The sequence below is a fragment of the Acinetobacter gerneri DSM 14967 = CIP 107464 = MTCC 9824 genome (assembly GCF_000368565.1).
Lineage (GTDB): Bacteria > Pseudomonadota > Gammaproteobacteria > Pseudomonadales > Moraxellaceae > Acinetobacter > Acinetobacter gerneri.
In genome coordinates this window covers 720536-745810 of the sequence record NZ_KB849544.1, presented here as the reverse complement: position 1 = coordinate 745810, position 25275 = coordinate 720536, and the positions used below count along the sequence as shown (strand labels likewise).

The 25275-nt window shown below is 35.8% G+C and carries 20 protein-coding genes and 1 pseudogene; 16 read left to right on the top strand and 5 right to left on the bottom strand.

Annotated elements, in window-relative coordinates; translation table 11 throughout:
* The first annotated feature begins 500 nt into the window (after positions 1-500).
* The 4 genes and pseudogenes from F960_RS14765 to F960_RS21585 all read left to right on the top strand — a co-directional run bounded on the left by F960_RS14765 (position 501) and on the right by F960_RS21585 (position 6531).
* A pseudogene (locus F960_RS14765) lies at positions 501-3814 on the top strand (type VI secretion system Vgr family protein).
* A gap of 4 nt (positions 3815-3818) precedes the next feature.
* Positions 3819-5816, top strand: a complete 1998-nt coding sequence (locus F960_RS14760) for a peptidoglycan DD-metalloendopeptidase family protein (RefSeq protein ID WP_004866681.1) — start codon at positions 3819-3821, stop codon at positions 5814-5816.
* Between the two features lie 14 nt (positions 5817-5830).
* A complete protein-coding gene (locus F960_RS21590; RefSeq protein ID WP_004866678.1) occupies positions 5831-6073 on the top strand; it encodes a hypothetical protein in 243 nt (80 codons plus the stop codon).
* 74 nt (positions 6074-6147) lie between these two features.
* Entirely contained in the window at positions 6148-6531 is a 384-nt protein-coding gene (locus F960_RS21585; protein ID WP_004866675.1) for a hypothetical protein, read from the top strand.
* Positions 6532-6694: 163 nt separating this feature from the next.
* On the opposite strand, the gene F960_RS14750 is transcribed toward F960_RS21585, so the two are convergent.
* The 4 genes from F960_RS14750 to mutS form a co-directional block, all read right to left on the bottom strand.
* The gene (locus F960_RS14750) at positions 6695-7360 is read right to left on the bottom strand and encodes an O-methyltransferase (RefSeq protein WP_004866673.1); all 666 of its coding nucleotides are present in this window, start codon (positions 7358-7360) and stop codon (positions 6695-6697) included.
* A 141-nt stretch (positions 7361-7501) separates the two neighbouring features.
* Positions 7502-8221, bottom strand: coding sequence for a D-Ala-D-Ala carboxypeptidase family metallohydrolase (locus F960_RS14745; protein WP_004866670.1), 720 nt, complete (start codon positions 8219-8221; stop codon positions 7502-7504).
* 133 nt (positions 8222-8354) lie between these two features.
* Positions 8355-8678: a ferredoxin FdxA gene (gene fdxA, locus F960_RS14740; protein ID WP_004866668.1), complete on the bottom strand. Its 324-nt coding sequence runs from the start codon at positions 8676-8678 to the stop codon at positions 8355-8357.
* 247 nt (positions 8679-8925) lie between these two features.
* Entirely contained in the window at positions 8926-11514 is a 2589-nt protein-coding gene (gene mutS, locus F960_RS14735) for a DNA mismatch repair protein MutS (RefSeq protein ID WP_042073005.1), read from the bottom strand.
* Positions 11515-11711: 197 nt separating this feature from the next.
* Between mutS and F960_RS23245 the strand changes: the two genes are divergently transcribed.
* The 10 genes from F960_RS23245 to F960_RS14685 all read left to right on the top strand — a co-directional run bounded on the left by F960_RS23245 (position 11712) and on the right by F960_RS14685 (position 22499).
* Complete coding sequence (locus tag F960_RS23245; RefSeq protein ID WP_004866663.1) at positions 11712-12269, top strand: integrase family protein; 558 nt, start codon at positions 11712-11714, stop codon at positions 12267-12269.
* Positions 12270-12657: 388 nt separating this feature from the next.
* Complete coding sequence (locus tag F960_RS14725; protein WP_004866662.1) at positions 12658-14169, top strand: amidohydrolase family protein; 1512 nt, start codon at positions 12658-12660, stop codon at positions 14167-14169.
* A 90-nt stretch (positions 14170-14259) separates the two neighbouring features.
* On the top strand, positions 14260-15768 hold the full coding sequence (locus F960_RS14720; RefSeq protein ID WP_004866659.1) for a putative porin: 1509 nt from the start codon (positions 14260-14262) through the stop codon (positions 15766-15768).
* Between the two features lie 28 nt (positions 15769-15796).
* Positions 15797-16852: an ABC transporter substrate-binding protein gene (locus tag F960_RS14715; protein WP_004866656.1), complete on the top strand. Its 1056-nt coding sequence runs from the start codon at positions 15797-15799 to the stop codon at positions 16850-16852.
* Positions 16853-16863: 11 nt separating this feature from the next.
* Complete coding sequence (locus tag F960_RS14710; RefSeq protein ID WP_004866654.1) at positions 16864-18114, top strand: MFS transporter; 1251 nt, start codon at positions 16864-16866, stop codon at positions 18112-18114.
* Positions 18111-18956 (top strand): ABC transporter permease, encoded by an 846-nt coding sequence (locus tag F960_RS14705; protein ID WP_004866652.1) that lies wholly within the window; start codon positions 18111-18113, stop codon positions 18954-18956. The genes F960_RS14710 and F960_RS14705 overlap by 4 nt, the downstream gene beginning before the upstream one ends.
* 2 nt (positions 18957-18958) lie before the next feature.
* Positions 18959-19780 (top strand): ABC transporter permease, encoded by an 822-nt coding sequence (locus F960_RS14700; RefSeq protein ID WP_004866648.1) that lies wholly within the window; start codon positions 18959-18961, stop codon positions 19778-19780.
* Complete coding sequence (locus F960_RS14695; RefSeq protein WP_004866645.1) at positions 19781-20818, top strand: ABC transporter substrate-binding protein; 1038 nt, start codon at positions 19781-19783, stop codon at positions 20816-20818.
* Positions 20815-21648 (top strand): ABC transporter ATP-binding protein, encoded by an 834-nt coding sequence (locus F960_RS14690; RefSeq protein WP_004866642.1) that lies wholly within the window; start codon positions 20815-20817, stop codon positions 21646-21648. The genes F960_RS14695 and F960_RS14690 overlap by 4 nt, the downstream gene beginning before the upstream one ends.
* Before the next feature lie 20 nt (positions 21649-21668).
* Positions 21669-22499: an ABC transporter permease gene (locus F960_RS14685; protein ID WP_004866640.1), complete on the top strand. Its 831-nt coding sequence runs from the start codon at positions 21669-21671 to the stop codon at positions 22497-22499.
* A 98-nt stretch (positions 22500-22597) separates the two neighbouring features.
* Here the strand turns inward: F960_RS14685 and F960_RS14680 are convergent, their stop codons facing one another.
* Positions 22598-23674 carry a sigma-54 interaction domain-containing protein gene (locus F960_RS14680; protein ID WP_004866637.1) on the bottom strand — a complete coding sequence of 359 codons (1077 nt, stop codon included), beginning with the start codon at positions 23672-23674 and terminating at the stop codon, positions 22598-22600.
* A gap of 218 nt (positions 23675-23892) precedes the next feature.
* On the opposite strand from F960_RS14680, the gene F960_RS14675 reads away from it, so the two are divergent.
* A complete protein-coding gene (locus F960_RS14675; RefSeq protein WP_004866635.1) occupies positions 23893-24108 on the top strand; it encodes a TOBE domain-containing protein in 216 nt (71 codons plus the stop codon).
* A gap of 37 nt (positions 24109-24145) precedes the next feature.
* On the top strand, positions 24146-24970 hold the full coding sequence (locus F960_RS14670; protein WP_004866632.1) for an ABC transporter ATP-binding protein: 825 nt from the start codon (positions 24146-24148) through the stop codon (positions 24968-24970).
* Positions 24971-25275: the final 305 nt, after the last annotated feature.

Sequence of the window (25275 nt, the reverse complement as noted above, 5' to 3'; positions counted from 1 at the left end):
ATTGTGTAAATAAGCATGTGAATCTTCATGTGCTTATTTATTAAATAAATTAATCAGAAAATAGATAATTGAATAGTCAATATATCGATGAATTTAAAAGACTATTTATTGCTCAATTGGGAAAAATTACATATTTTCAATTAATTAATGCCTTATACATAAGTTATCCACAATGATACAAACATTATCAGGGGATAACTTTCGAGATTGGGCAAAAGATGAGTTTATTTTTAATAAATAGTTTTATGCTTAGCGCTTAAGGATTGAGTAAGCTTAATTTTTATACTGATATGTACCAATAACATTACATCTAAAGGGCATGCGTGAATGAAGTAATTGTCTTGATCATTTTGCCTAAATCTTCTTATTTATAATATACAATGATTTAAAAAATAAAAAACAGTAAAATTAACAAATAGATATTCGTAACAAGACACTCTGTATTTTTCTAAGCAAGATTAAAATCAGCATATTCTTAGATTTATAATAATTGAAATAAAATGCTCAATACGATTCATCAACATCTAAATAAATGGGGACTGGCATCACGATATCGTACAGTCTGTGCACAATTTTCTAATCAAAAATTAAATGACGAAGTATTTATCCAAAGTGTTTATGGTGAGCATCATCTTAACCAAGGTTTGCGCTATGAGCTTTTATGTTTATCGACCAATGACAAAATAGCACTGAAGGCTTTTATTGGTACGCAAGTTGCCGTAGATGTCGTCACTGATCGCGGTCAACTTTCAAGGCTGACGGGTGTGGTAACAGGTGCAAGCCAAGGCTCAAGTGATGGAGCATTATGTGTTTATAAATTGATGGTTCAGGATGCTTTTGCTCTACTCAAACAAAGCCGCAATAGCTGTGTATTTTTAAATAAAACAATAATTGAAATTACCCAAAACATTTTTAAGCTTTGTGCTGAGCAGAGCCAGATTTTTGCGCATAACATTTTGTTGGATTATTCAGGAATAACCCGAAACTACGATATACGACCATTTACTATGATGTATAACGAGGATTATTACCATTTTTTAACAAGATTATGGCGGTCCGAAGGTGTCAATTGGTTGGTTGCAGAGCATGAAGCTATAGTTAAATCAAGTTCAGATGAGATGCAACCTCAAAGACTAAAATTGATTGATGATAATCATCATTTTCCAGAGCTTGCACGAGGGAAAATTCGTTTTCATAGTCGTAGTCATGCTGCTGAACAAAGTGACACCATTACTGAGTTACGCTCAGATCGTAAACTAAGCTCAACTCATATTCATATACAAAGATGGTTTCCTGAAAATTTAAAACAAGATCAAGATCAGATACTGAGCGGTCACCATAAACATAGTGAAAATTTGAGTAATGAACAACTCAATTTAGAACAAGTTTGGAATATTGCTCCTGCATGGTTAGCGGATCTTGATGGTAAAGGCGGGTCAACCAAAGCGAATTTTCAACAGCTTGATCGGCTAAATCAGCAATTACTGGATTATCAAAATTTACAAGCCAAGAGTTTTGTTGCTAAAGGAAGTGTCCGTGATGCTGATGTTGGCTCATGGTTTGAATTAAATGGGCATTCTGAACTTGATCAACATGATCTAAGTGATCGACGCTTTATTATTATGGGTAAAAAATTTTATCAGCATAACAATCTACCCAAAGATCTAAAAAATCAGATGGATCATTTGTTGGATATGAGCCAGTGGCAATATCTTAAAGCCAGTACAGATGAAATGCAGGGTACTGAACTTAATTTAGTCAGATATAGCATAAAAATCGTACCCGAATATGATCTTGAAAAGCATCGACCACATGTATATCCAATGCGAGCGACAGTTGTTGGTCCAAGTACAGAAGAAATCTATGTCGACGCATGGGGAAATGTCAAAGTTCGCTTTCCATTTACCCGAGCTAAAGACCATTGCCATAGCTCAGGGGCAGGAGCAAATGATAATGAAGGAGACTCGGCATGGCTACCTGTGATGACACCTTGGGCAGGTTCATCTGGTGAGGGCATGCGTTTTCATCCGAGGATAGGTGATGGTGTCATCATCAATTTTATGGAAGGTGATATAGATCGGCCATATGTAGAGGGACGAATTTATGAATCTCAACACATACAAACCAATTTTGATTTGAAAGGTTCATTACCTGAGACAAAAAAGCTTAGTGGTATCCGCTCTAAAGAGGTTTCAGGCTCTGGCTATAATCAATTAAGGTTCGATGATAGTACAGGACAAATCAGTGCACAGTTACAAAGTTCACATGCTGCTACACAGCTAAATCTAGGTAATCTTAGTCATCCTAAAGAATCAGAAAAAAGTAATGGGCGTGGTGAAGGCTTTGAACTTAGAACGGATGCTTATGGCGCTGTTCGTGCGGGTAAAGGGATGCTACTCACGACTTATGCTCAAGAACAAGCAATAGCAGACCATTTAGATGCAGTACAAGCACAAAAGTTACTTGATCAAGCACATAACAGTATGAATATGCTGAGTGATGTTGCTGTTAAACAGCAAACAGATGCACTCAATGTCATTAAGCGGTTACCGAAATTGATCAAGTCTCTTGAAATAAAAACAAAGAGCCAAGCCATCAATATTGGCCTGAACCTCTTTAAAGATAATTTAACTACCGATCCACTTGATGCACTAAAGGGGTGTGGGGGATTTATTGGGGAGATGAGTACTCTTGGAGCTGGCGGGGTAATTGAAGAATTCAACCAATATTTTGGTGATGTAAAAGGAGCTGTAGATAATTTAAAAGGCTTTATAGAAAATGTAGAAGACTTTGGAGTTGAAAGTGTAAAAAAACAACTTAACAATATAAAAAATGAGGCGCTGGATAATCCTTTCACTGCACTAAGTACTGTTGGAAAAGCGCTTTCCAATATTAGTTTGGATGATTTTAATTTAAGCAATATCACTGGAGCATTGACAGGTGGATCTATGGATTGACGAAGTTACTTGGTAATTTTCAAGGTTTGGTGCAAGGTTTTGGACAAGAACTACAAGAAGCCGAATCAAATTCTTCAAATGAAAGTAATGGAACACTTTTTAGACAAGCATTAATGCTATTGGCTTCACCAAATGGCATCGCAATGACAACACCAGAAGATATCCTTGCACATGCTAGTCAAGAGATAGGGTTAAGTTCTGGTGGCTCGACTAATGTCAGTTCTCAAAAAAATATCGTGATGCATGCACAAGATAAAGCCAGCTTATTTGCAGTTAATAAAGGCATCAATATCTATGCAGCCAAAGAAGATATCAAACTCCAAGCACAAGATGGGATGATCGAAGCAATAGCGAAAAAAGTTGTTGAGATTATATCAGCAGAGGACTGGATAAGAATAAAAGCTGCTAAGGGTATAGCTATAGAATCGCAAGGTAATGGAATTTATTTAGATGAAAAAGGTATTACCTTTAAATCGCATGCAGGGATTTATTATCATGCGGCGCAGCATGTATTTAAGGGGGCAATGAAGGTTAATACTAAATTGCCAGAATTACCTAAACCAGGTCCATATGCAGTTAATTTCTTGTTTTCAAGCCTTGCTGGAACAGGTATGGAAAATGCAAAAATAGAAATGTATGAACCTGATAGCAAAAAAATAATATGGAAAGGAAAAACTAACTCACAAGGTATATCTGAATTATCAATTAATGATGAATCTAAAGACTATGAAGCTCTTATTGGTTTTGATCATTGGTCAAGCATTTTTGAAGATGAAGAAAACTTTGATACGGAAGATGATGCGATAGAAATAGGTACTCATGGCGCACAAAATGAGTTAGAGAGTTCGGAAGAGTAAAAAAATGAGTAAATATTATACGGTTAAAGAGGGTGATACTCTTTGGGGAATATCTAAGAACTATCATATTAGTGTCAATGAATTAGCTAAAATTAATTCTTTGTCAGGTAAAAAAAATCACCAGTTAAAAATAGGGCAAAAAATTTATTTAGAAGGAGCTAGTGGTGAAAATGAAAAATATGAAGTGCATCTAAAGATTATCTTAATGGATTTAGCTTTTAAACCCATTAATAAAGCGGTTTTAAAATTAGAATTTGATGATAAAAAAGAAATAAAAAATGTGACAAATGGTAGTTTGGACAATATAGAGATTGAAGATCATGCAAAAGGCTTAAAGGTCTATATAAAAAATATATATGGTGAGTATGATCTGATTGCAGACCATAAATCATTACCAGTGGGCAAAAAAGTATTAAAGTTGACATCTAGAAAAGTAAAAGTTGAAGGAAAACACTACGCTAAAGATGGCATTTTGCAACAAACATTATCGGGAATTAAAAGAGATTTACAAGCAATTGGAAAACCAATACTAGATGGGATTGGAAGTGTTTTTGATAGTGGTTCAAAAAAAATAAATACAACATCAAAAAAAGATGTTCCTCAAATGCCCGATCAGAAAAATGAACAAAGAAGAACGGATGCAGGCAATAGTACGCACATTGTTGCGACACAATTTACCGAAGATAATTTTTTGCTCAATCCAGTAAACACAAAGTACAGAGCATATATCATCAGTGCTGCAAAACGCCATGGGTTTGCTCCACAAGCATTAGCTGCACTTATTAATGCCGAAGCTGCTAGGAAAAAAGGCGGCGAATGGAACGAGAAAAGTTATAATAATGGTTCTAAAGCTGGTGGTATGACACAATTTTTACCTAGCACTTGGTTAGAAATGTCGAAAAATAAAAGTTCCTTAGTTGGGCAACATGTGGCTAAAAATCCAAAATTGAAAACACAACAAATCTTGGATTTAAGATTTAATGCTGAAATGTCAATCGACGCAGCAGCTGCTTATGCTGTTTATAATTTTAAAATTTCTAAATTACCTTATCAGAATCTTACAGAACCAAGTTCAATGGCAAAGTTTGCATATTTACTTCATCACGAAGGTGCAGGGGGCGGTAGGCAATTTGTCCAAAATTCATTTAGTCAAGAAAGAGCTAAGAATTTATTATTTTCTCAGATACAAAATAATAAATCAGCTACGAATTATCTAAAGAGATTTAACAATGATGCAAAGGCTGCTTATGGGAATTGGTTAAGAAATTATATAGATACTCATATTAATGTCTATGATTATGTAGTAGACATTAAAAAGACAACAGGGAAAAGTTTGAGTTTAGATGAAACTATCAAACAATTAAAAGGAACTTCAGTTGCTGCACCACAACCGAAATCTTTGAATACGCAAACTAAAAAAACAGAAGACACTAGTCGAAGTTCTAATAATACTGTAAATAGTCAGTCTGTTGGCGGTAGTAATAAATGGCATGATCCATTAGATGTTTGTAAATTACGAACAGCAGGTTTAGCAAGTGCTAAAGCAGCTACTTTTGGGAAAGTAAGAAATGGGGGGACAAAAAATCATCAGGGTATAGATTTACAGGCTAATCCTGGAACCACCATATATGCTGTTTGTAGTGGTACTGTAAGGCTTGCTGAAAATTCCAATGGTGCATATGGTTATATTGTAGTGATTCAAGTAAAAATCGACGATTTACCAGAATCTCAAAAGCTATATGCAAAAAGTAAATTAAATACGTCAGAATTTATTTATTTCTTTTATGCACATCTTTCACAAATTGATGTCCATAAAGGTGATCCTATTGATGTTGGAGGGAAACTGGGAAAAACAGGAAGTTCTGGTAATGCAAACGGTATGACAACTATTCTAAAAGGTGCGCATCTTCATTTTGAAGCAAGGAGTGCAATAAATTTAGGTGTGGGGTTAGTTGGGCGAATTGACCCAATGCCTTTTTTATCGGTTAAATTAGTTTATTAATAAGGGGGAATTATATGAAAATATTGAGGAATTCAGCTTTGATCGTATTTGGCTTAAGCTGTATGAGTAATTGTTTTGCATTATCGGAGGATTGGAATGATATTGTACTAGATTCTATTCAAAATAAAAAACCTATAGAATATGTTGATGAATACAATAAATATATTGTTATTAATGCAAAATTGAAAATTAAATTAAAAGATTTTGGAAATGTTTCTAAAATAAGAAATGATATTAAATATGTACAAAAAAAATAGGTGTTCAAATATTAAATAATAATAAAATATATAATGTCTATAACGATATTTTGCCAGTAAATGCTGATGTGAATATGCACTTGCTTTATGATGGGAGTATAGTAACTGGTGTTAGAATAAGGAAAAATTATGAAATTAATTATGTGAAATCTCCTTATAGAGTATCTGAAGCAGACGCTGTTTTATATAGTGTTAAGGAAAATAAAGTTGCAACTATAAAGATAATAAATTCGACAGCGGATAGTGAGGGGGGAGGTTTGGATTATATAAGGGGTGATCAAATAACTTATGATAATAAAAATAAGCGTTATACTTATTATGCAGAAATTTTAAAAAGCGATCATAAAATTTCGAAATTTAAAGTTGTGTTAGATAGTAGTTTTAAGTGTGTATCTGCTACGTTGGGTTGTGAAAATGTAGGGATTAGTTATGGGGAGCTAGTTGGGGTGAATAAATAATTTTTAATTTTTATCTATTTTTATAATTGATTTAAATAATGTAATAAAGGGTTAATTGAGATGTTTGGATGAAGATCTTATATTTGATGAACTCAAATTTTAAAAAGACCAAACTAATTGGTCTTTTTAAATGATTTATTTATGATTCAGTCTTTATATAACTTTATTTTACGATCGCAATTGCAAAGCCATCATGACCTTTAGAGCCTACAGTTTGTAGAGCTGTACAAGATAGTATTTTAGGGTGATTTTGCATGGCTTGATACATTTCACGGATACCTTCGATACTTGGTTTGTGATTTTCAGGATCAAGGATGTCGCCAGCACGAATGACATTATCAAGTACAATCACAGTACCAGAATGTGAAAGATCAAGGCTCAATTCTAAATATTCAGGATAGCTTTGTTTATCAGCATCCACAAAAATAAAATCGAAAGCTTCGGTATCACTAGGCAGTGCTCGTAAAATATCAGCAGCACGGCCAACTTTTAGTTCAACTGTTTGTGGGAGTTTGGCATTGTCGATATTTTCTTGGCCTAAAGCAGCATGCGTATCACGACCCTCGATTGTCAAAATATACCCATCATCAGGCAGGGCACGAGCAAGCCACATAGTGCTATATGCTGCAAAAGTTCCCAGTTCAAGTACACGTTTACATTTGTTCATCTGGATTAACATTTGTAAAAGCATGCCTTGATTGGCTGCAACTGCTAAATGGTCAGGATATCCTTTTTCATCCGTATTCTTCAGCGTCTGCGTGAGAATAGGGTCTTCAGGAATTAAATGTGATTCGATATATGCGTCGATTTCTGACCACATTTGTTGCATAACAGTGTCACCTTAAAAATATTAACTGCATTTTAAACTTTTAAATCAAGAGTGCAATTTTAGCTGAAATTGATGCATAAAAAACAACCAGAACGGTTTCTGGTTGTCTATATTCAATTATCTTGATTTTGAATTTTAGATCTAAAAATTGCTGCACATTGAACTGTTACGGCTATGGTCAGGTCCCCAAGTTCGATAACCTTGGGTATCAATATGAATTTGTCCTGATGCGTAGAGTCCTAAGCCCATGTTGAAGCTTTGACCATGTTGCGCCCAAAATTGACATAGTTTGTATTTTGTATTTTCAATAAAACTATAATCTTGTGGCGATGGATTGGCAGGGCCAATACGAAAATCCATAGCAGAATTAAATAAATGGCGAGAAGAGCCAGCACCACCTGCACATTGATTGAGAGGTAGGTCACGGTAAACCGAAGTCACTTCAAAATCTGTTAATGTTTTTGAGGCGATTAAGTATTTGAAAACACGAAGAGTTGAAATTTGATTGCCCCAAAGTTCACGGTTTGGAACCATATATTGGCTTTTGCCACATTTTTCCCAATCACGTGCTGTACGCATCAATTCAAAACTTGGGACGACATTTCCCACACCATTTTTTTCTAAGTAACGCTCATATTCGAGAACTTGTGTACGATTATTGTTTTGTGATAACCAAGTTAAATAAGAAGCAGGGGTGATTTTTGGTGGAATTGGGCGATCAATAATCACTTGTTCTTGTGGTATAAAAATACGATGGCCGGGTGTTGTTGCTGTTGGTGTTTTTTGAGGGGATGAGGTACATCCGATCATCATAACTGGGACGATACTGACTGCGAGCAGCCCCTTCAAAATATGTTTCATTATGAGAAATATAATTTTTGCTAAATGACTGGCTATTTTAGTCTAGATTGATGGAGATAATTTGACTTTTTTGCAAGGAAATGTACTTTTAACGTATAAAAAAAGACCAGCTGAGCTGATCTTTTTTCTGCAATTATTTTTCAAGATATTGCAATTTGTCTGGTTTACCATTCCACTCTTCACGATCTTCAGGTTGATCGCCAATTTGGGTAATGTTAGGCCATTTTTGTGAAAGGTCAGCATTTAACTCGATAAAGACTTCTTGACCTTGAGGTAGTTCATCTTCTGAGAAAATCGCATTGGCTGGGCATTCTGGTTCACAAAGTGCGCAGTCGATACATTCATCTGGGTTAATCACAAGGAAGTTAGGACCTTCATAGAAACAATCTACTGGACAAACTTCAACACAGTCTTGATATTTACATTTGATGCAATTTTCAGTGACAACAAAGGTCATGGCGTCAGCTACCTAAAAATATGGTTCTAATTACTAAACGCTATTTTAGGCAAAAAAGCACTGAACTAACAATCGCTTTTATTGATATTTGTTATATGCACGACTGCTAATTTTGATAAAAACTGTATAAGTAGATCGTTTTTTTGTTCGATAATTAAAAAAAGCACTCAAATTTGAATGCTTTTCTCATATCTTAAAATGCTTATCTAAAAAAATTCATTACCTTTAATATGACTTAAATGAACATTTATTCAGCATTTAACAGATTTTTAAGTTCATACAACTTTTCTAAAGCTTCACGTGGCGAAAGATCATCGACATCCAAAAGTGTAAGTGCATCGAGTGCAGGGGATGATTTTTCCACCTCAATAACCTGCTCAATGATCTGCTCATGATCCACTTGAGCAAATAAATCATTTTGCACGCTATGATTGAGCTGTTCTTGCTGTTGCTTTTCCAATATTTTTAAGCGTTTTTGTGCATCTTTAATGACACTTGCAGGAATACCCGCAAGCTTGGCAACTTGTAAACCATGACTTTGGCTGGCAGGGCCATGCTGTACTTTATGCAATAAAATCAGATTGCCATTGAGTTCCTTGGCAGTTACATGATAGTTATCAATTGCGGTCTCGCTGGCAAGCTCAGTTAACTCAAAATAATGTGTCGCAAATAAACATAAGCATTTGATCCGTTTGGTTAAATCAAGCACACATGCCCAAGCGAGTGACAAACCATCATAGGTACTAGTACCACGACCAACTTCATCCATCAATACCAACGATTGATTAGTAGCATGATGCAAAATCTGTGAGGTTTCGGTCATTTCCACCATAAATGTTGATTTACCAGAAGATAAATCATCCGCAGAACCAATACGTGTGAAAATACGGTCAATTGGACCGAGAATTGCTGTCTTTGCTGGAACGAAACTACCACAATAGGCCAGTAAACTGATCAAAGCCGTTTGGCGCATAAAGGTCGATTTACCACCCATGTTTGGACCAGTAATAATCGCCATTCGGTGATTAAAATCAAGCAGCGTATCGTTCGGGGTATATGGTGTTTTACTAAGTGACTCAACGACTGGATGACGACCTGCAATGATTTTTACGCCAATTTCAAGGCTATATTCTGGACGAGCCCAGTTTTGCAAACGCGCTTGGTGAGCAAAGTTTGCAAGCAAATCAATCTGTGCTATTGCGGAACTCATCATTTGTAAATTGGCTATGTCTTCACGTAAATTTTCAAGCAATTGTTCAAATAATGCTTTTTCACGTGCCAGTGCTCGAGATTCACTCGAAAGAACTTTATCTTCAAATGCTTTTAGCTCTGGAGTGATATAACGTTCAGCATTTTTAAGAGTTTGACGACGAATATAATGGTCTGGTGCTTGTTCTGCTTGAGCACGGGTCAATTCTATATAATAACCACTGACACGGTTATAGCCGATTTTTAAGGTATTAATACCCGTATTTTCACGTTCTTTGACTTCAAGATCAATCAGGAACTGACCTGCATGATCACGGATTTTACGAAGTTCGTCGAGTTCCTCATCAAAACCTTCCGCAATGACATTTCCATCTCGTAAAAGAACAGGTGGATTTTCAACAATTGCGGCCATCAAATGTTGATGTAAACCATTAAAATCACCCAATTCTTCATTGAGTTGATCGATGAGTTTGACTGCTTGTTTTGAAACAACTGATTCAATGGCATCACGTAGATAAGGAATTTGGGCACAAGCTTGACGTAGTTGAACCAAATCACGAGGACGAGCACTGCCTAAAGCGACCCGACTGAGCACACGTTCAATATCACCGATTTCTTTCAGCACATCTCGAACAGGGGCTTCATGATAGCCTTTGAGCAGGGCATCAATCGCATCCAGTCGATTGTCTAAAATAACGGTATCTCTTAAAGGCTGCATCAGTGTGCGATTCAGCAAACGACTGCCCATAGCTGTTTTACAGTCATTGATCAATGAAAATAATGAAGTACCATGTTCAAATAGCGGATCAATGATTTCTAAATTGCGACGCGTAACTGGATCAAGCGCGATAAAATCGGTGCTTTGTTCAAGCTTGATCGAGCGAATGTGAGGTAAAGCTGTTTTTTGTGTTTCTTTGGCATAATGAATTAGTGATGCTGCAGCAGCTTTGGCTAGAGCGAGATGATCGATACCAAAGCCAGAAAGTGTAGAAACAGCAAATTGATCACAAAGCGTTTTTTCGGCATTGTTGAGATTGAAGTCAACATTGGGTCTTTTGGTGATTGGACATTCTATCTGCTTTTTGATTTGCTCAATGATATTTGGATCAACCAAATCTTCATCGATCAGGATTTCACTCGGCATTAAACGAGCCAATTCCAAAGGCAATAATTCAGGTTTAAAAATTTGTTGTTGAACTTTGAAAATACCCGCACTCAAGTCTAAAAGTGCGATACCAATTTCATTTTGTTTGAAACAGAGTGAAATGAGGTTGGAACTTTGGTGTGAAGTGAGGAGCGCATCATCAGTCAATGTACCTGGGGTCAGGATGCGGACCACACCTCGTTCAACAGGACCTTTTCCTGTTACTTCGCCAATTTGTTCGCAAATGACGACAGTTTCACCAGCTTTGACCAATCGTGCCAAATATCCTTCGGCAGCATGAAAGGGAACACCAGCCATAGGAATGGGTTCACCATTGGTTTTGCCACGGTGGGTCAGCGTAATACCCAGTAATTTTGCGGCTTTTTTAGCGTCATCAAAAAATAACTCGTAGAAATCACCCATTCTATAAAATAGCAAAGAGTGTGGATGCTCCATTTTTACTTTTAGAAATTGTTGCATCATTGGGGTGTGGGAGGAGATATCTGCTACGATTTTTGGATCAATCACGCTTTTTAAGTCCTTAAATTTAAGAAATAAATAAATTGATTTTGAAGGTTTGGTTATCCAACCAACTTTAACAGCTTTAATGCAAATATGACTTAGTCTATAAAAAAAGAGTAGCTTTTTTATGTGGCAATTAAGTCAAAAGTGAGTGAGAAATGAGGTGGATTTCTCAAGCTTCCATCTTAGCAAATAGAAGCCTATTCACAAAAAGGAATACTGATACGAGTGAAGAAATAAACAGCAAAAAGAAAGTTGCACTATCAGCCCGTGCTATAGATAAGATGAAAATTGGTGATGCAGATCAATGTGACATTGGTGAATATATTGGTTTAAGGGTTGTTTGTGGTAAAACAGGTCTTAAAAGCTTTGTTTATCGTTATAGAAGTCCTATAGATAATTCCTTGAAAAAAATTACATTAGGGAACTATCCCAATATGTCTTTAGCTGAAGCAGGTATAACTGAAGCTAAATGGATTCTAAAAGGTGAGGATCGCGCTAAAAACCATAATTTTCAGAAACACCAGCTTTGGCCAAAAGATATGGAGGATTGGAATCAGCATGATTTGAGAAGAACTATAAGAACAAACTTACCAAGATTTGGCTGTCCCACAGATGTTGCAGAAGCTGTACTGGGTCATTCAAAAAAAGGAATAGAAGGAACCTATAATTTGAATACTTATGAAGAAGAGTGTGCTGAATGGCTTCAAAAGTAGGCAGATCATTTGGATAGTTTAGGTCCTTGAAAAATTTATCTCAAATTTAATCTGATAGTCACCATTAAAAAATGGGTAACTGTCCGATCAGGTCTGAGCTAGTACAATTTAGACATGATATACAGAATAGAGTTAAAAAAATTTCTACTATACAAGGTTATTTATTCGTAGAATAAATGCCATCACTAAGCAAGACATATCAAAAAAAAATAAAAAAACATGCTGATTTTAAATACACAAATGTTGAAATATCAGCAAGATTTGAGTGGTAATTCCAACAGATTTAATCTGAATTAATTTGATTAATCAATATAAAACAATGGTTTAAATTTTTGGCATGCATATTGCCATATGAGTAGGGTCAAAATATGAAAAATATGGAAACCTGATGACTATTTTAAAAGACCCAATAGTAAAGAAATCAAGATCAGCCGAAGTACGTGCGCAGTTAGATTATCCTGTAATCGATACAGATATTCATACTAATGAGTTTAGTCCGCTTATCGAAGATTATATTGCGCAATACGGTGGTGCAAAAATTGTAGATTTATTTCGTGAACATTTAACTAATAATGGACTAAATGTTCTAGCAGCAGAATGGTATAAAGCGACACCACAAGAACGGTTTGATAAAAGGTTGTTTCGCCCACCATTTTGGGCATTACCTGCACAAAATAGTTATGATTTAGCGACTGTATCCTTACCAGCTCTTTTACATGAGCGTTTAGAGGAATTAGGTACGGACTTTGCCGTACTTTATCCTAATATTTCATTATTTCCGATCAACTCTTCAAATGAAGATTTACGTAGAACTTTGACCAGAGCTGTAAATCATTATCATGCGGATATTTATCGTCCCTATGCGGATCGTCTAACTCCAATTGCTGCAATTCCTTTGCATACTCCTGAGGAAGGGATTGAAGAATTAGAATATGCAGTAAATACTTTGGGTTTAAAAACTGCTTTGATCCCTGGTGCTATACGTCGTCCTGTGAAGTCCATCGCTGAAAAATATCCTGAAGATGCTGAATTGCGTCGTTATGCTTATTGGTTAGATTTTTTTGGGATTGATAGTGAGCATAACTACGATCCGTTTTGGAAAAAAAGTATTGAATTGGGGATTAATTTATCGACACATTCAGGCAGTCAAAGTTGGGTCGCACGTAATTCGCCTAGCAATTATATGTTTAATCATATCAATCATTTTGCCGACGCGTCTGAAGCTCTGGCAAAAGCATTATTTTTTGGAGGCGTAACTGAACGATTCCCTAAATTGCGTGTTGCTTTATTGGAAGCAGGTGCTGCTTGGGGTTCGAATGTGTTAACGCATTTAGTTGATCGCTTTGAAAAAAGGGGCAATGAGCATGTTCAACAATATAATCCAGCCAATATCGATCGCCAATTAATCATTGATTTGTATCATAAATATGGAGCTGAATTATTCAAGGGTCGTGAATATAGCGATGATCAAATTATTGAAAGTGTTTTTGGGGTAGCATCATCATTTCGTTATCGTGAACAAAATCCTCATGAAATCAATGATTTTGCATTGGCTAAAATCGAAAAAATTGAAGATATTTATGATCGTTGGGTGCCTAATTTTTATTTTGGAAATGAAGCTGATGATCGGACGATTGTAGGAGCACTTAATCCTAAAGCCAACCCATTTGGTAAAAAAGTGAATGCACTTTATTCCTCTGATTCAGGACATTGGGATGTGCCTGAACTGACTGAACCATTGGCAGAGTCTTACGATTTGGTTCGAGAAGGTGCAATTACCGAACAAGATTTTAAAGCACTAGTCTTTGACAATCCTTATCGCTTTTATACAGAAAATAATCCTGATTTCTTTAAAGGCACTCAAGTTGAACAAAAACTGAAAAAGAACCAAGCAGCTTAGTCTTCTATTTCCTTATAAATGAACCTCGTGCCTTTGGCATGGGGTAGGGGATGCTTTGTTTGATATTTATATACTGAAGTGAATGAGAGAATGAGAAAAACCAGTTTAAATGTTGCGATAGGGGTAATTCTAGCGACAACATCCTCACTTAGTTTTGCAGATGATACAAAACTATTGAAAGAATTAGAGGCATTGCGTCAACAACTTAATGTTTTACAGCACCGTTTGGATGCTGTTGAATCACAAAACCTAGCATTTAAAAAAGCTGAAATAAACTCGGTAAATTCAGCAAGCAATGCTCAAGATTTATCCAAAAATATAGAGTCATTCTCCGCAGATGCTTCAGAAGAGGCTAATCTTGCTAGTGCGACAAATGCAACAACAGATGATATTGATGGTTTAAAAAGTGATTTAGAAAATTATAAATATGATCAATCCCGTCAATATGAACGACAAACGGTGAAATCAACGCGAGATACAACCTTGTATGGGACCGTTCAATTACAAGGTAGAGCGTTTGATAAGACAGGTGTGATTAGCTCAACTAAATCAACTTTTGATATTGGAACAGCATTAATCGGTGTCCGTGGAAACTTATATCGTGATTATAACGAAGGTAAAAATTTAGATTACCAACTTTCCTATGGATATAACAAACGTAATGATGGAAGCAACAATAGTAATTTTAATTTATTGGATGCATTTGTTCGTTATAACGCTTTTTCAACTAACTCAGGGTTAGAAACGCCTAAGCTGAATTTTACTTTAGGACAGCAATTGTTGCCTTTTGGTTTGGATGTTCAATCTCCAGAAGATTTACGCCCAACCATTACTACCGCGGCTGCATCAACTTATTTGGGATTATTTACCCGTCAAAATGGCTTAATTGCCCGTGGCGATATCAAACCTTTTGTTGATTTTGGCTCAAATTATCGTGCGCCATTGCTTGAATATGCAATCGGTGTCACCAACGGTAATGGCAGTAATAAGACAGATGAAAATAATGGTAAAGATTATATTGGGCGTTTGGCTTTCACTTTACCAGTGGACTATGCCAGCATATTTCGTGAGTTAAAGTTTGGCGCATCTTATATCAAGGGTACCAGCAAAATCTCAGGATCAGGTTTGAGTGATAGTCATGCTAAACGTGATCGCTTGGGCTTAGATATTTACTATAACCATGCCCCATTTGGCGTTACTTACGAGTATGTTCAAGGGAAAACTGATTATATAGATACAACTTCAGCCTCAATAAAACAAGCAAAAGCTGAAGGTCATACATTTACGCTGTTCTATACATTAGGTGACCAGTTTTATAACAGCATCAAGTCTAATGCCAAATTTGATGACTTCTGGCCAAAGTCGATACAGGCCTATTACCGCTTTGATCGTTTCGATCCAAACACCAACCAAAAAGATTACCTAGATAGTACTAGTGGCCGTATTGGGCAATATGACATCCATTCTTTAGGGTTGAATTTCTTTTTTGCACAAACGACCAAGCTTCAATTGCAGCTTAATCATTATGGTTTTGACGTTGAAAATGCAACTCAAAAAGCCACCAATGAGCTACAAGCTCAAGTCCAATATACCTTTTAATCATCATTCTATGTAGAGAAATCATCCTATGCGTTTATTGTCTAAAAAAATTACTGCAACATTTTTCGCTTTATCAGCTTTGAGTTTTAGTTTCCATATCAATGCAGCTGTTCCAAAAGAAATCCGAATTTCACTTTCATCGGCAGGTGAGGGTGGTAAACCTCGTGTAGGTGGCTCATATATAGCGAGTGCTCAAGCGCGTGGTGTCTTGGAACAGGAATTTAAAAAAGATGGAATAAAAGTAACGTGGTTATTTTTTCCTGGAGCAGGACCTGCAACCAATGAAGCTTTGGCAAATGGTAAAGTTGATTTTGCGGTGCAAGGCGATTTGCCTTCTATTGTTGGTCGCTCGACAGGCTTGAAAACAAAGCTACTGTTAAGTGCAGGACGTTTTGGTCCTGTTTATGTAGTTGTTCCGTCTGATTCTAAAGCAAAGACATTGGCTGATTTGAGAGGGAAAAAGTTTTCAAACTTTAAAGGTACGAATGGGCAGATTGTTTTAGAAAGGGTTCTAGCTAAAAATGGTTTAAGTAATAAAGACTTAAGAATTATTAGTCAGGATACTTATTCAGCACGTACTGCGCTGGCTACAGGTGATATTGATGGAACAATTACTTCTCCGTGGAGTCTAGAAGCGCGGGGAGTAGCTAAACGTCTAGTCACGATTACAGATCGGACGGTATCACCTTTGTCAAGTTTTTGGGTGACGGAAAGTTTTGAAAAACAATATCCTGAAGTAGTACAGCGTGTAGTCACAACTTTAGTAAAGCAGGCGCAATGGAGTTCTGAAGAAGCCAACCGTACTGCCCAATATAAACTTTGGGCACAAAGCGGTATTCCATTTATTGACTATAAAAAAGACTTTGATGGTGAACCCTTAAAAAACCGTTTAAGTCCGTTATTGGATGAGTTTCATCGTGCTCAGATTGATGACGCTGTACGTATTGCCAAGGCAAGCCGTTTGATTCGCCGTGATGTGGAGACTAAAACTTGGTATGAACCCAAATATTTAAATAATGCTTTAAAAACACTGAATTTACAAAATTACTGGACACAATTTAATGCCAAAGGTCAAGCGAAATAAGGAGACCTTTGATGAAGCCAATTGAAAATATTCCTATCCTTGAACCATTACAGTTCAAATTCGTTAGCAGTTTTATTTTGTTGACCATTATCGCTGGTTTAGGAATGGGGGTTGCGCGTGTTTTAACTTCGTTATATGCGGTGCATATTCAAGCAACGGATGTACAACTGGGATTAATTGCAGCGGCACAAAATATTGGCTTGTTGTTTATGGCACTTCCTGTTGGAGTCCTTATTCAACGTTTTGGAACCTTGCGGATATTTTTTTTCGGAAGTGTCATTGGTTCATTTCTTTATAGTTTGCATCCGCTTCATGTAAATGCTTGGTATTTACTGCTGATGACAGCTCTAGTTAGTTTTATCGTCCCCATGCGTTTCATTTCGATTCAAACGGTCTTTTTAACCCATTTGAAACGTCTAGGACCAGCCAAAGCAGGCTGGTTTAGGGGGGCAAATCTTATGGGGTTTTTCCTGATTGCACCTATTTTTACATTATTTTTAATTGGTCAATTTGGATATAAACATGCTTATTTTGCTGTAGCAGTATTGTTTTTAATGACACTAATATTTGCATCTACTTGTTTTGTTTTACCTACTACAGTTGTAAAAACTAAAGTCAAAAAAATAAGTCTAAGCAGTATCTTAGAGCCAATAAAGCTAATCAGAATTCATCCGCATTTACGTACAGTATGTAGTCTGGAATTTATGAGCAATTTTGCAAATAACTATTTTGGCTTTTTTATCGTGGTTATAGCAATTCAAAATTTTGGCCTTCAATCATCCAACGCAGTCATGTTGTTGACAGGACAAGGAGTAATTTTTGTAGGTAGTTTACTTAGCTTGGGTGGCCTTGCTGAGATTTTGGGTTATCACAAATTTTATTTGATTGGTCTAAGTTCTGTAAGTGTAGCGTTGATTGGTTTAAGTATTGCGCAACACGTTTTTTGGCTGTGGCCATCGATTGTGTTGTTCGGTTTAGGCTTAGGCATCCTACAAATTTCAAATTTTATGTCATTTGCAAAAATTGGCGAACAAACTCAAATGATTGTTATTTCTCCATTGTTGGCCATGGTTGGGCCTGCTGGAGGAATACTTGGAGGCTTAGTTGGAGCTGTATTTGGACAGCAGTTCGGTCTGCAAAATTTATTTGCTCCAATTGGGCTGATATTTCTAATTATGACTTTCTTTCTTTTAAAAAATAATCGTTTTCAAGATTTTTTAAAAGAAAACTCATCTACTCAATTACAGAGGCAAGAACCATGAGCCTATCTCAAGTCGAGGCACAATCGGTAACTTGGCAAAGTGACCGTAATGTCTTAAAAAATCTAAAACCATTCTTAATGCATATTCTACAGTTCATTTGTGGTCTCATTTTACCATTGCTTGTCTTATGTATTTGGGAAATCGCTGCTCGCAGGCAATGGTTACCTGAGCAAATTTTACCTGCACCCCAATTGGTCTGGTCAACTTCACTTGAACTATGGCAATCCGGTGACTTACAAAGCAATTTTATCATAAGTAGCAAAAGGATCATTTATAGCGTCTTGCTAGGTTCGACCATTGGACTCACTTTAGGTATCTGGTTTGCTTTGTCCAAGTCTGCTCAGCAATATATTTTGCCAAGTATCCAATTACTTACTCGATTTCCGATCATTGGATGGATTCCATTGTTGATGATTTTTCTAGGAATTGATGAGGCTTTGAAAATCGTTGCTATTTCATTGGCGGTTATTTCACCTGTACTTATTGCAACTTTTAAGGGTATTCAACATGTTCCACAACACTTACTGGAAGTTGCTTCGGTCTATCAGTTTTCAAAATGGCAAACTTTTAACAAAGTGATACTGCCAGCAAGTCTGCCCGCCGTGATCAGTGGGTTAAGGCAAGGCATTATGCAGGCTTGGCTTGCTTTGGTCTTTGTTGAGTTACTTGCGAGTAGTGAAGGTATTGGATATTTAATGGTCTGGGGACGTCAGTTGATGCAAATGGATATTATCTATATGGGGATTATTTTGATTGGTTTAACTGGATTTTTTCTAGACAGTATTTTAGCAGCAATTGAACGTTTTACTCGCTTCTATAGTACAAGAACAAGAGGAGTGTAGTAATGACAGATTTTATTTTAGAAAAACATCGACCTACTTCTGTTTTTAAAATAAAAATAAAACGTGTGGTGCAAGCTTTAATACTGCCTTTGTTTTTTATTGTGCTTTGGAATATTGCCTCAGTACAACATTGGCTTGATCCTAAATTGATCCCTCCACCATTGACGGTTCTGATCAATGCAATACACAGTGTTTCGCAAATAAACTTTTGGCAAGGGTTTATAGCCAGCATCGCGCGCAATTTATCAGGTTATTTATTGGGTGCAAGTTTAGGCGTGATCTTTGGTGTTGTGCTTGGAACATCACGCTTAGCAAATTGGTTCTTAGCATCAAGTTTTAATATGTTAAGACAAGTTTCACTTTTTGCATGGTTGCCATTGATTTCAACATTTTTAGGCTATGACAATACCGCAAAAATCCTGTTTATTAGTTTGTCTGTATTTTATCCCGTTGCTTTACATACTTTGGAAGGGGTTAATAGCATTTCTAATAAGTATCGAGAAGTTGCTCAAGTATATAAATTTCCAAGAAGTTATACATATCGAAAATTAATTCTTCCAGCTGCGAGTCCACAAATTTTTGTCGGTTTACAAATGGGGTTGATTTTTGCTTGGTTGGCAACGATTGGTTCAGAGTTTTTACTTTCAAATTATGGCATTGGATTAGGTAATTTGGTCATCAAAGGTCGTGAACAGTTCAATGTCTCTTTGATCATTTTAGGAATGTTAAGCATTGGTATTGTAGGCGTACTGCTAAATAGTATTTTAACTCAGTTAGAGCACAAATTTTTACATTGGCATCTTATTCAATCAGGAGAAAAATAGATGAAGTTTTTTCTCCATTTCAAAACGAAAATAGCAATTGCAATATTGATTGGTATAAGTGTCATTATCGGATGCAGTACTAGACAAGCTCAAAGCACTGAAAAAGTAAAGCAACTACGTTATCAAAGCTATCCAGGATTGGTTTCTTTACCTGAGTTGGCACAAGATTTGGGCTATTTAGGTGATATCAAGTTGGATTATGTTGGAACTGTTCAAGGTGGTCCACAGGATTTGCTGACTTTGGTCGCAGGTGATGTTGATTTTGCAGGAGCATTTAATGGGGCTGTCGTAAAGGTTGTTGCAGCTGGTTTGGATGTAGTACCTATAGTTGCCTCTTATGGGAGTGATGCTGATCAAAATGTAGGATTCTATGTTTTAGAAAATAGCTCTATCCGTAGTCCCCGTGATTTCATTGGAAAAAAAATTGCTGTTAATACCTTTGGCGCTCATTATGATTTTATCGTAAAAGCGTATTTGTCACAGCATGGATTGACTGAACAAGAAATTGCTCAAGTTGAATTGATTATGTTACCTCCTGTGAGTACAGAACAGGCTTTACGAAATGGTCAAATTGATATTGCTGTATTTGCGGGGATATTGGAAAAACGTGCTTTAAAAAATGGTGGAGTGCGTAGCTTGTTTAAAGATATTGATCTTTATGGACCTTTTACTGCAGGTAGCTACTCAATGCGTCGGGATTTTATTGAAAAAAATCCTGAAATTACTCGCCAATTTGTGAGTGGTGTAGCACAAGCTCAAGAGTGGTTACACAATACCCCTAAAGCACAAATTATCGCTCGTATGGAAAGTATTATTCATAAACGCCATCGAAATGAAACGACAACATTGATTCCATATTACACAGGAACAGGTGTCCATGTTGTAGGTAGCGTACAAAGAAACCAAGACTTTCAACCATGGATTGATGCTTTACTCAAAGAGCAAAAAATAAAACCGAATCAAATTGATATTAACCAGTTATATAGCAATGCATTTAATCCCTATGCAAAAAATAATCAACAAGGAATACAACGATGAGTAGTGCATTATATCTTGATCATGTTCGAAAAGTTTTTCCAGCACAAAATCAAGCTAACAGTAAAAAATATAAACCAGAATTTATAGCCATTGAGAATGTCACATTAGATATTAAAGAAGGCGAGTTTGTATCGATTGTTGGACCGAGTGGCTGCGGAAAATCGACACTTTTGGATTTGATTGCTGGATTGACTAAGCCTTCATCTGGGCAAATATTATTGAATGGAAAACAAATCACTCAACCGGGATTAGATCGAGGCATTGTATTTCAACAATATGCTTTATATCCATGGTTAACAGCTTTAGAGAATATAGAGTTTGGACTTGAAGCTAAAGGCATAGACAAAGCAACTCGACGAGAAAAAGCCTTGTATTATTTGCAATTGGTGGGGTTGTCAGGATTTGAAAAACATTATCCCAATGAACTTTCAGGTGGAATGAAACAGCGGGTCGCCATTGCACGAAGTCTAGCTTATGAACCTGAAATATTATTAATGGATGAACCATTTGCAGCACTAGATGCTCAGACGCGTGAAACTTTGCAAGAAGAGCTGATAAAAATCTGGCAAAGCTCAAAGAAAACAATTGTTTTTATAACACATAGTATTGATGAAGCCATTTATTTAAGTCAACGGGTTGCCATTATGACTTCTAGGCCAGGGCGTATAAAACAAGTGATTGATATTCCTTTGAGTTTACAAAGTTTGGATGAGGATATTCGTTCAACACAAGAATACGGCAAGATTCGCCATCAGATTTGGTCATTGTTGAGTGAAGAAGTCATTAAAGCGCAAGCACTTGAAAAATCTAAACAGCTTGCACATAACTAAATAAATTTAAGGAATCTGATATGTCTTATACTAAACAGGCTGTAAGTTATCCAGAAACTTACCATAAACTGAAAACAAGATTGCAATTTCCAAGGTTTACAACAGTTTTTAAACGAACAATAGCTGTACTGACATTTTTTCTTTTGTGGGAAGTATTACCGAGGATTGGTATTGTGAGTCCTGCATTCTTACCGCCTTTGTCTGTGGTTTTGGATGCTGCATGGCAGCTCTATCAAAATGGACAATTGGCTATCCATTTTTTTGCAAGTTTAAAACGCTCAATCATAGGGTTCGTACTCGCTTTAATGATTGCTATACCTCTTGGTTTAGTTATTGGTTGGTATAAACTTGCAGCAGAGGTTATTAATCCATTATTGGAGTTGTTCCGTAACACTACTGCCTTAGCATTGATGCCTTTATTCATTTTATTTTTAGGCATTGGTGAAGTCTCAAAAATCAGCTTATTGGTTTACGCCTGCACTTGGCCAATTTTACTTAACACTATTACTGGTGTGCAAACTGTTGATCCTTTACTGATTAAATCGGCACGCACCATGGGGCTAAAACCTTATCAACTCTTTAAAAAAGTGATTTTGCCAGCATCAGTTCCAACAATTTTTGTAGGTATTCGTTTAGCGGGTGCAATCTCGATTTTGGCTTTAGTTGCTGTTGAAATGTTTGGCTCAAAAGCAGGCTTAGGATATTTGATTATTTATTCTCAATATAGCTTTGAAATTCCACAAATGTTTGTTGGAATATTGGTTATAACGTTGGTTGGCCTTAGCTTTAATTATATATTACTTGGTATTGAAAAATATTTTACAGCTTGGAAGAAAAGTTCAGTTGAATAAAAGTTAAAATAACCAGAATTATTTTTCTGGTTATTCTTTATTTGTTTTAAATATATTTTTTATTGATGTGTTTATTTGTTTTTAAAATAAAGCATATATTACAATAGACCATATTTAATTAGACGAGTTCGAATAACATTACGAGTCACACCAAGCAGTTTTGCAGTATTGACTTGATTGTATTCACAAAATTCATAAGCACTGCGAATAAAACTTTCTTCTATTAACTCATTGATATTTAAATCTCGTAATACTGGTGAAGATTGAAATAGATTTTGAAAAGTGGAGCTTAATAGTGATTTAGCATCTTGAATATTTTTAATTTCATTTGGTGAAACCTCTAAATCTTCATAATATTGGGATGATGTTTTTAAATACATTTTTTGTAGATTTGAAAAACTAATATCATCTGGTTCAATAATACTATGTTGGCTTACTAAAACAGCATGTTGAATTGTATTTTCGAGTTCACGAATATTGCCAGGCCAACGATGCTGTATTAATTTTTTGTGTGCCAATTGGCTAATCTTAATGGGTGTTTGATGTTGATTTGTTTGGTATTTTTCGACAAAGAACTTTGCTAAAGGCAGTATATCTCCACGTCGATCGGCTAACTTTGGTATATTTAGTAATGCGACGTATAAACGATAAAATAAATCTGCACGAAACTTCCCTTCAAGTACAGCTTGTTCCAAATTGACATTAGTCGCAGCAATGATGCGAACATTGATGGGAATAGGCTTAAGTGAACCAACGCGAATTATTTCTCTCTCTTGTAAAATTCTGAGTAATTTCACTTGCATAGGTAGAGATAAATCACCAATTTCATCTAAGAATAATGTTCCATTATGTGCAGCTTCAAACCATCCTATACGTTGTTGGATAGCACCTGTAAACGCACCTTTTTCATGGCCGAATAATTCACTTTCGGCTAATGATTCAGTTAATGCACCGCAGTTAACAGCAATAAACGGCCCCTGTGCGCGTTGGCTTAAAGCATGTATTTGCCGAGCAACTAACTCTTTCCCTGTTCCTGTTTCACCAATAATAAGAGCATTGGCATCACTAGGTGCAACTTGTTGAATACGGTGGAGCAGTGCTAATGAAATAGGATCTTCAAAAACAGTTGCAGTTGCTCGTTTTTTTTGTTGTGTGTGATGTATGAAAATAGACATAAGGATATATTTAATAGTTAAATTGATGCCATAATGAAATAATGGAAACAAAAAAATAAATAATTTATCGGTATTTTGTTATGATAATTTATTATAAGAATTAAGAGGTTTAGTATAATTAAATGATTGAATAATAGATAACTAAATAAAAAATAAATATATTGCTACTTGAAGAAATGCCTTATATTGATATTACTTTAAGTAGGAGTTTATTAATAATGTCAATTACATCAGTTAATGTAAGAAATCAGTTTAAAGGTGTTATTAAAGAGGTTTTAGAAGGTAGTGTTGTTTCAGAAATTAATATTGAAACAAAAGCTGGAGTTTTTACTTCTATTATAAGTACACGTTCTGTTAAGGATTTGGATCTTAAAGTAGGAAGTGAAGTAGTTGTACTCATTAAATCAACAGAAGTTTCTTTGGCTAAACTGTAAAGCAGGCTCTATAAATACCGGATGTTAAGGAATAATTATGGCAAATCAATACCAAAATGCCATTTCAGTAGAACACCTAAATAAAAGTTATGCCACTTTACAAAGTAAAGAGCTAACTGTTCTACAGGATATCAATTTAGATATTCAGACTGGTGAGTTTGTGAGTATCGTTGGGAGCAGTGGGTGTGGAAAATCAACATTATTACGATTATTGGTTGGCTTAGAAAATCAATACCGTGGCAAAATCTTGATCGATGGTCAGGTAATATCTGGCACAAGTTTAGACCGTGGGATTGTTTTTCAAGATCATCGCTTATTTCCATGGTTAAGTGTTAAAGAAAATATAAGAATTGCCTTACATAATAAGCATTTATCTAGAGTAGAGGAAGATAAATTAATCGATGAACACTTAGAGTTAGTGAAGCTGAGTCAATTTAGAAATGCATACCCATCGCAACTTTCTGGTGGAATGAATCAACGTGTTGCAATTGCAAGAAGTTTAGTTAACCGACCAAAGATCTTATTGTTAGACGAACCTTTTGGCGCATTAGATGCCTTAACTAGACAGAACCTTCAAGATGAGTTACAGATGATCTGGCAACATGAAAAGATCACCATGATTATCGTAACACATGATGTTGAAGAAGCTGTTTTTTTAGGCGATAGAGTTGTGGTCATGCAACCTCATCCGGGACGTATTAAACGTATTGTTGAGATTCCAGTTATGCATCCTCGAAAACGTGAAGATGTTCGTTTGCACAATATAAAAAATGACATTTTGCTTGATTTTGTTAATCCACAAAAAGATGAATTATCACCTTTGAATTCTAAAGTTTTTTCAGATTATCAATTTGCTTGGTAATCTTAGTATTGAAAAAAGCTTGCTACGGTAGGCTTATTTTTTTGTTTGAAATTCTACCTGATTATGATTTAAGTGATGGCAAATAAATTTAATTATGAAAATATCTTGCACTGCTAATCTTTGTATTTAATTCTAATTTTTAATCGATGTTAAAAATTTTTATTTATAATAGGGTCTGTTGACATTTCAAATTGGTTGCGACGTGAGGAGTATACTCCGCAAGGTTTTTTAGATGATATGAGGCGTAGATTGAGAAATTTAGTGATCTAAATGATCAAGCTACAACGAAATAGCATCAAAAAATA

What these genes read in the sequence shown, in the direction of transcription:
- F960_RS14720 (WP_004866659.1), top strand. Translation starts at nt 14,260, where the DNA reads ATGAGAAAAACCAGTTTAAATGTTGCGATAGGGGTAATTCTAGCGACA.
- F960_RS14715 (WP_004866656.1), top strand. Translation starts at nt 15,797, where the DNA reads ATGCGTTTATTGTCTAAAAAAATTACTGCAACATTTTTCGCTTTATCA.
- F960_RS14700 (WP_004866648.1), top strand. Translation starts at nt 18,959, where the DNA reads ATGACAGATTTTATTTTAGAAAAACATCGACCTACTTCTGTTTTTAAA.
- F960_RS14710 (WP_004866654.1), top strand. Translation starts at nt 16,864, where the DNA reads ATGAAGCCAATTGAAAATATTCCTATCCTTGAACCATTACAGTTCAAA.
- F960_RS14675 (WP_004866635.1), top strand. Translation starts at nt 23,893, where the DNA reads ATGTCAATTACATCAGTTAATGTAAGAAATCAGTTTAAAGGTGTTATT.
- F960_RS14745 (WP_004866670.1), bottom strand. Translation starts at nt 8,221, where the DNA reads ATGAAACATATTTTGAAGGGGCTGCTCGCAGTCAGTATCGTCCCAGTT.
- F960_RS14690 (WP_004866642.1), top strand. Translation starts at nt 20,815, where the DNA reads ATGAGTAGTGCATTATATCTTGATCATGTTCGAAAAGTTTTTCCAGCA.
- F960_RS14680 (WP_004866637.1), bottom strand. Translation starts at nt 23,674, where the DNA reads ATGTCTATTTTCATACATCACACACAACAAAAAAAACGAGCAACTGCA.
- F960_RS14695 (WP_004866645.1), top strand. Translation starts at nt 19,781, where the DNA reads ATGAAGTTTTTTCTCCATTTCAAAACGAAAATAGCAATTGCAATATTG.
- F960_RS21590 (WP_004866678.1), top strand. Translation starts at nt 5,831, where the DNA reads ATGAAAATATTGAGGAATTCAGCTTTGATCGTATTTGGCTTAAGCTGT.
- mutS (WP_042073005.1), bottom strand. Translation starts at nt 11,514, where the DNA reads ATGATGCAACAATTTCTAAAAGTAAAAATGGAGCATCCACACTCTTTG.
- F960_RS14685 (WP_004866640.1), top strand. Translation starts at nt 21,669, where the DNA reads ATGTCTTATACTAAACAGGCTGTAAGTTATCCAGAAACTTACCATAAA.
- F960_RS23245 (WP_004866663.1), top strand. Translation starts at nt 11,712, where the DNA reads ATGAGGTGGATTTCTCAAGCTTCCATCTTAGCAAATAGAAGCCTATTC.
- F960_RS14760 (WP_004866681.1), top strand. Translation starts at nt 3,819, where the DNA reads ATGAGTAAATATTATACGGTTAAAGAGGGTGATACTCTTTGGGGAATA.
- F960_RS14725 (WP_004866662.1), top strand. Translation starts at nt 12,658, where the DNA reads ATGACTATTTTAAAAGACCCAATAGTAAAGAAATCAAGATCAGCCGAA.
- F960_RS14705 (WP_004866652.1), top strand. Translation starts at nt 18,111, where the DNA reads ATGAGCCTATCTCAAGTCGAGGCACAATCGGTAACTTGGCAAAGTGAC.
- F960_RS14670 (WP_004866632.1), top strand. Translation starts at nt 24,146, where the DNA reads ATGGCAAATCAATACCAAAATGCCATTTCAGTAGAACACCTAAATAAA.
- F960_RS21585 (WP_004866675.1), top strand. Translation starts at nt 6,148, where the DNA reads ATGCACTTGCTTTATGATGGGAGTATAGTAACTGGTGTTAGAATAAGG.
- fdxA (WP_004866668.1), bottom strand. Translation starts at nt 8,678, where the DNA reads ATGACCTTTGTTGTCACTGAAAATTGCATCAAATGTAAATATCAAGAC.
- F960_RS14750 (WP_004866673.1), bottom strand. Translation starts at nt 7,360, where the DNA reads ATGCAACAAATGTGGTCAGAAATCGACGCATATATCGAATCACATTTA.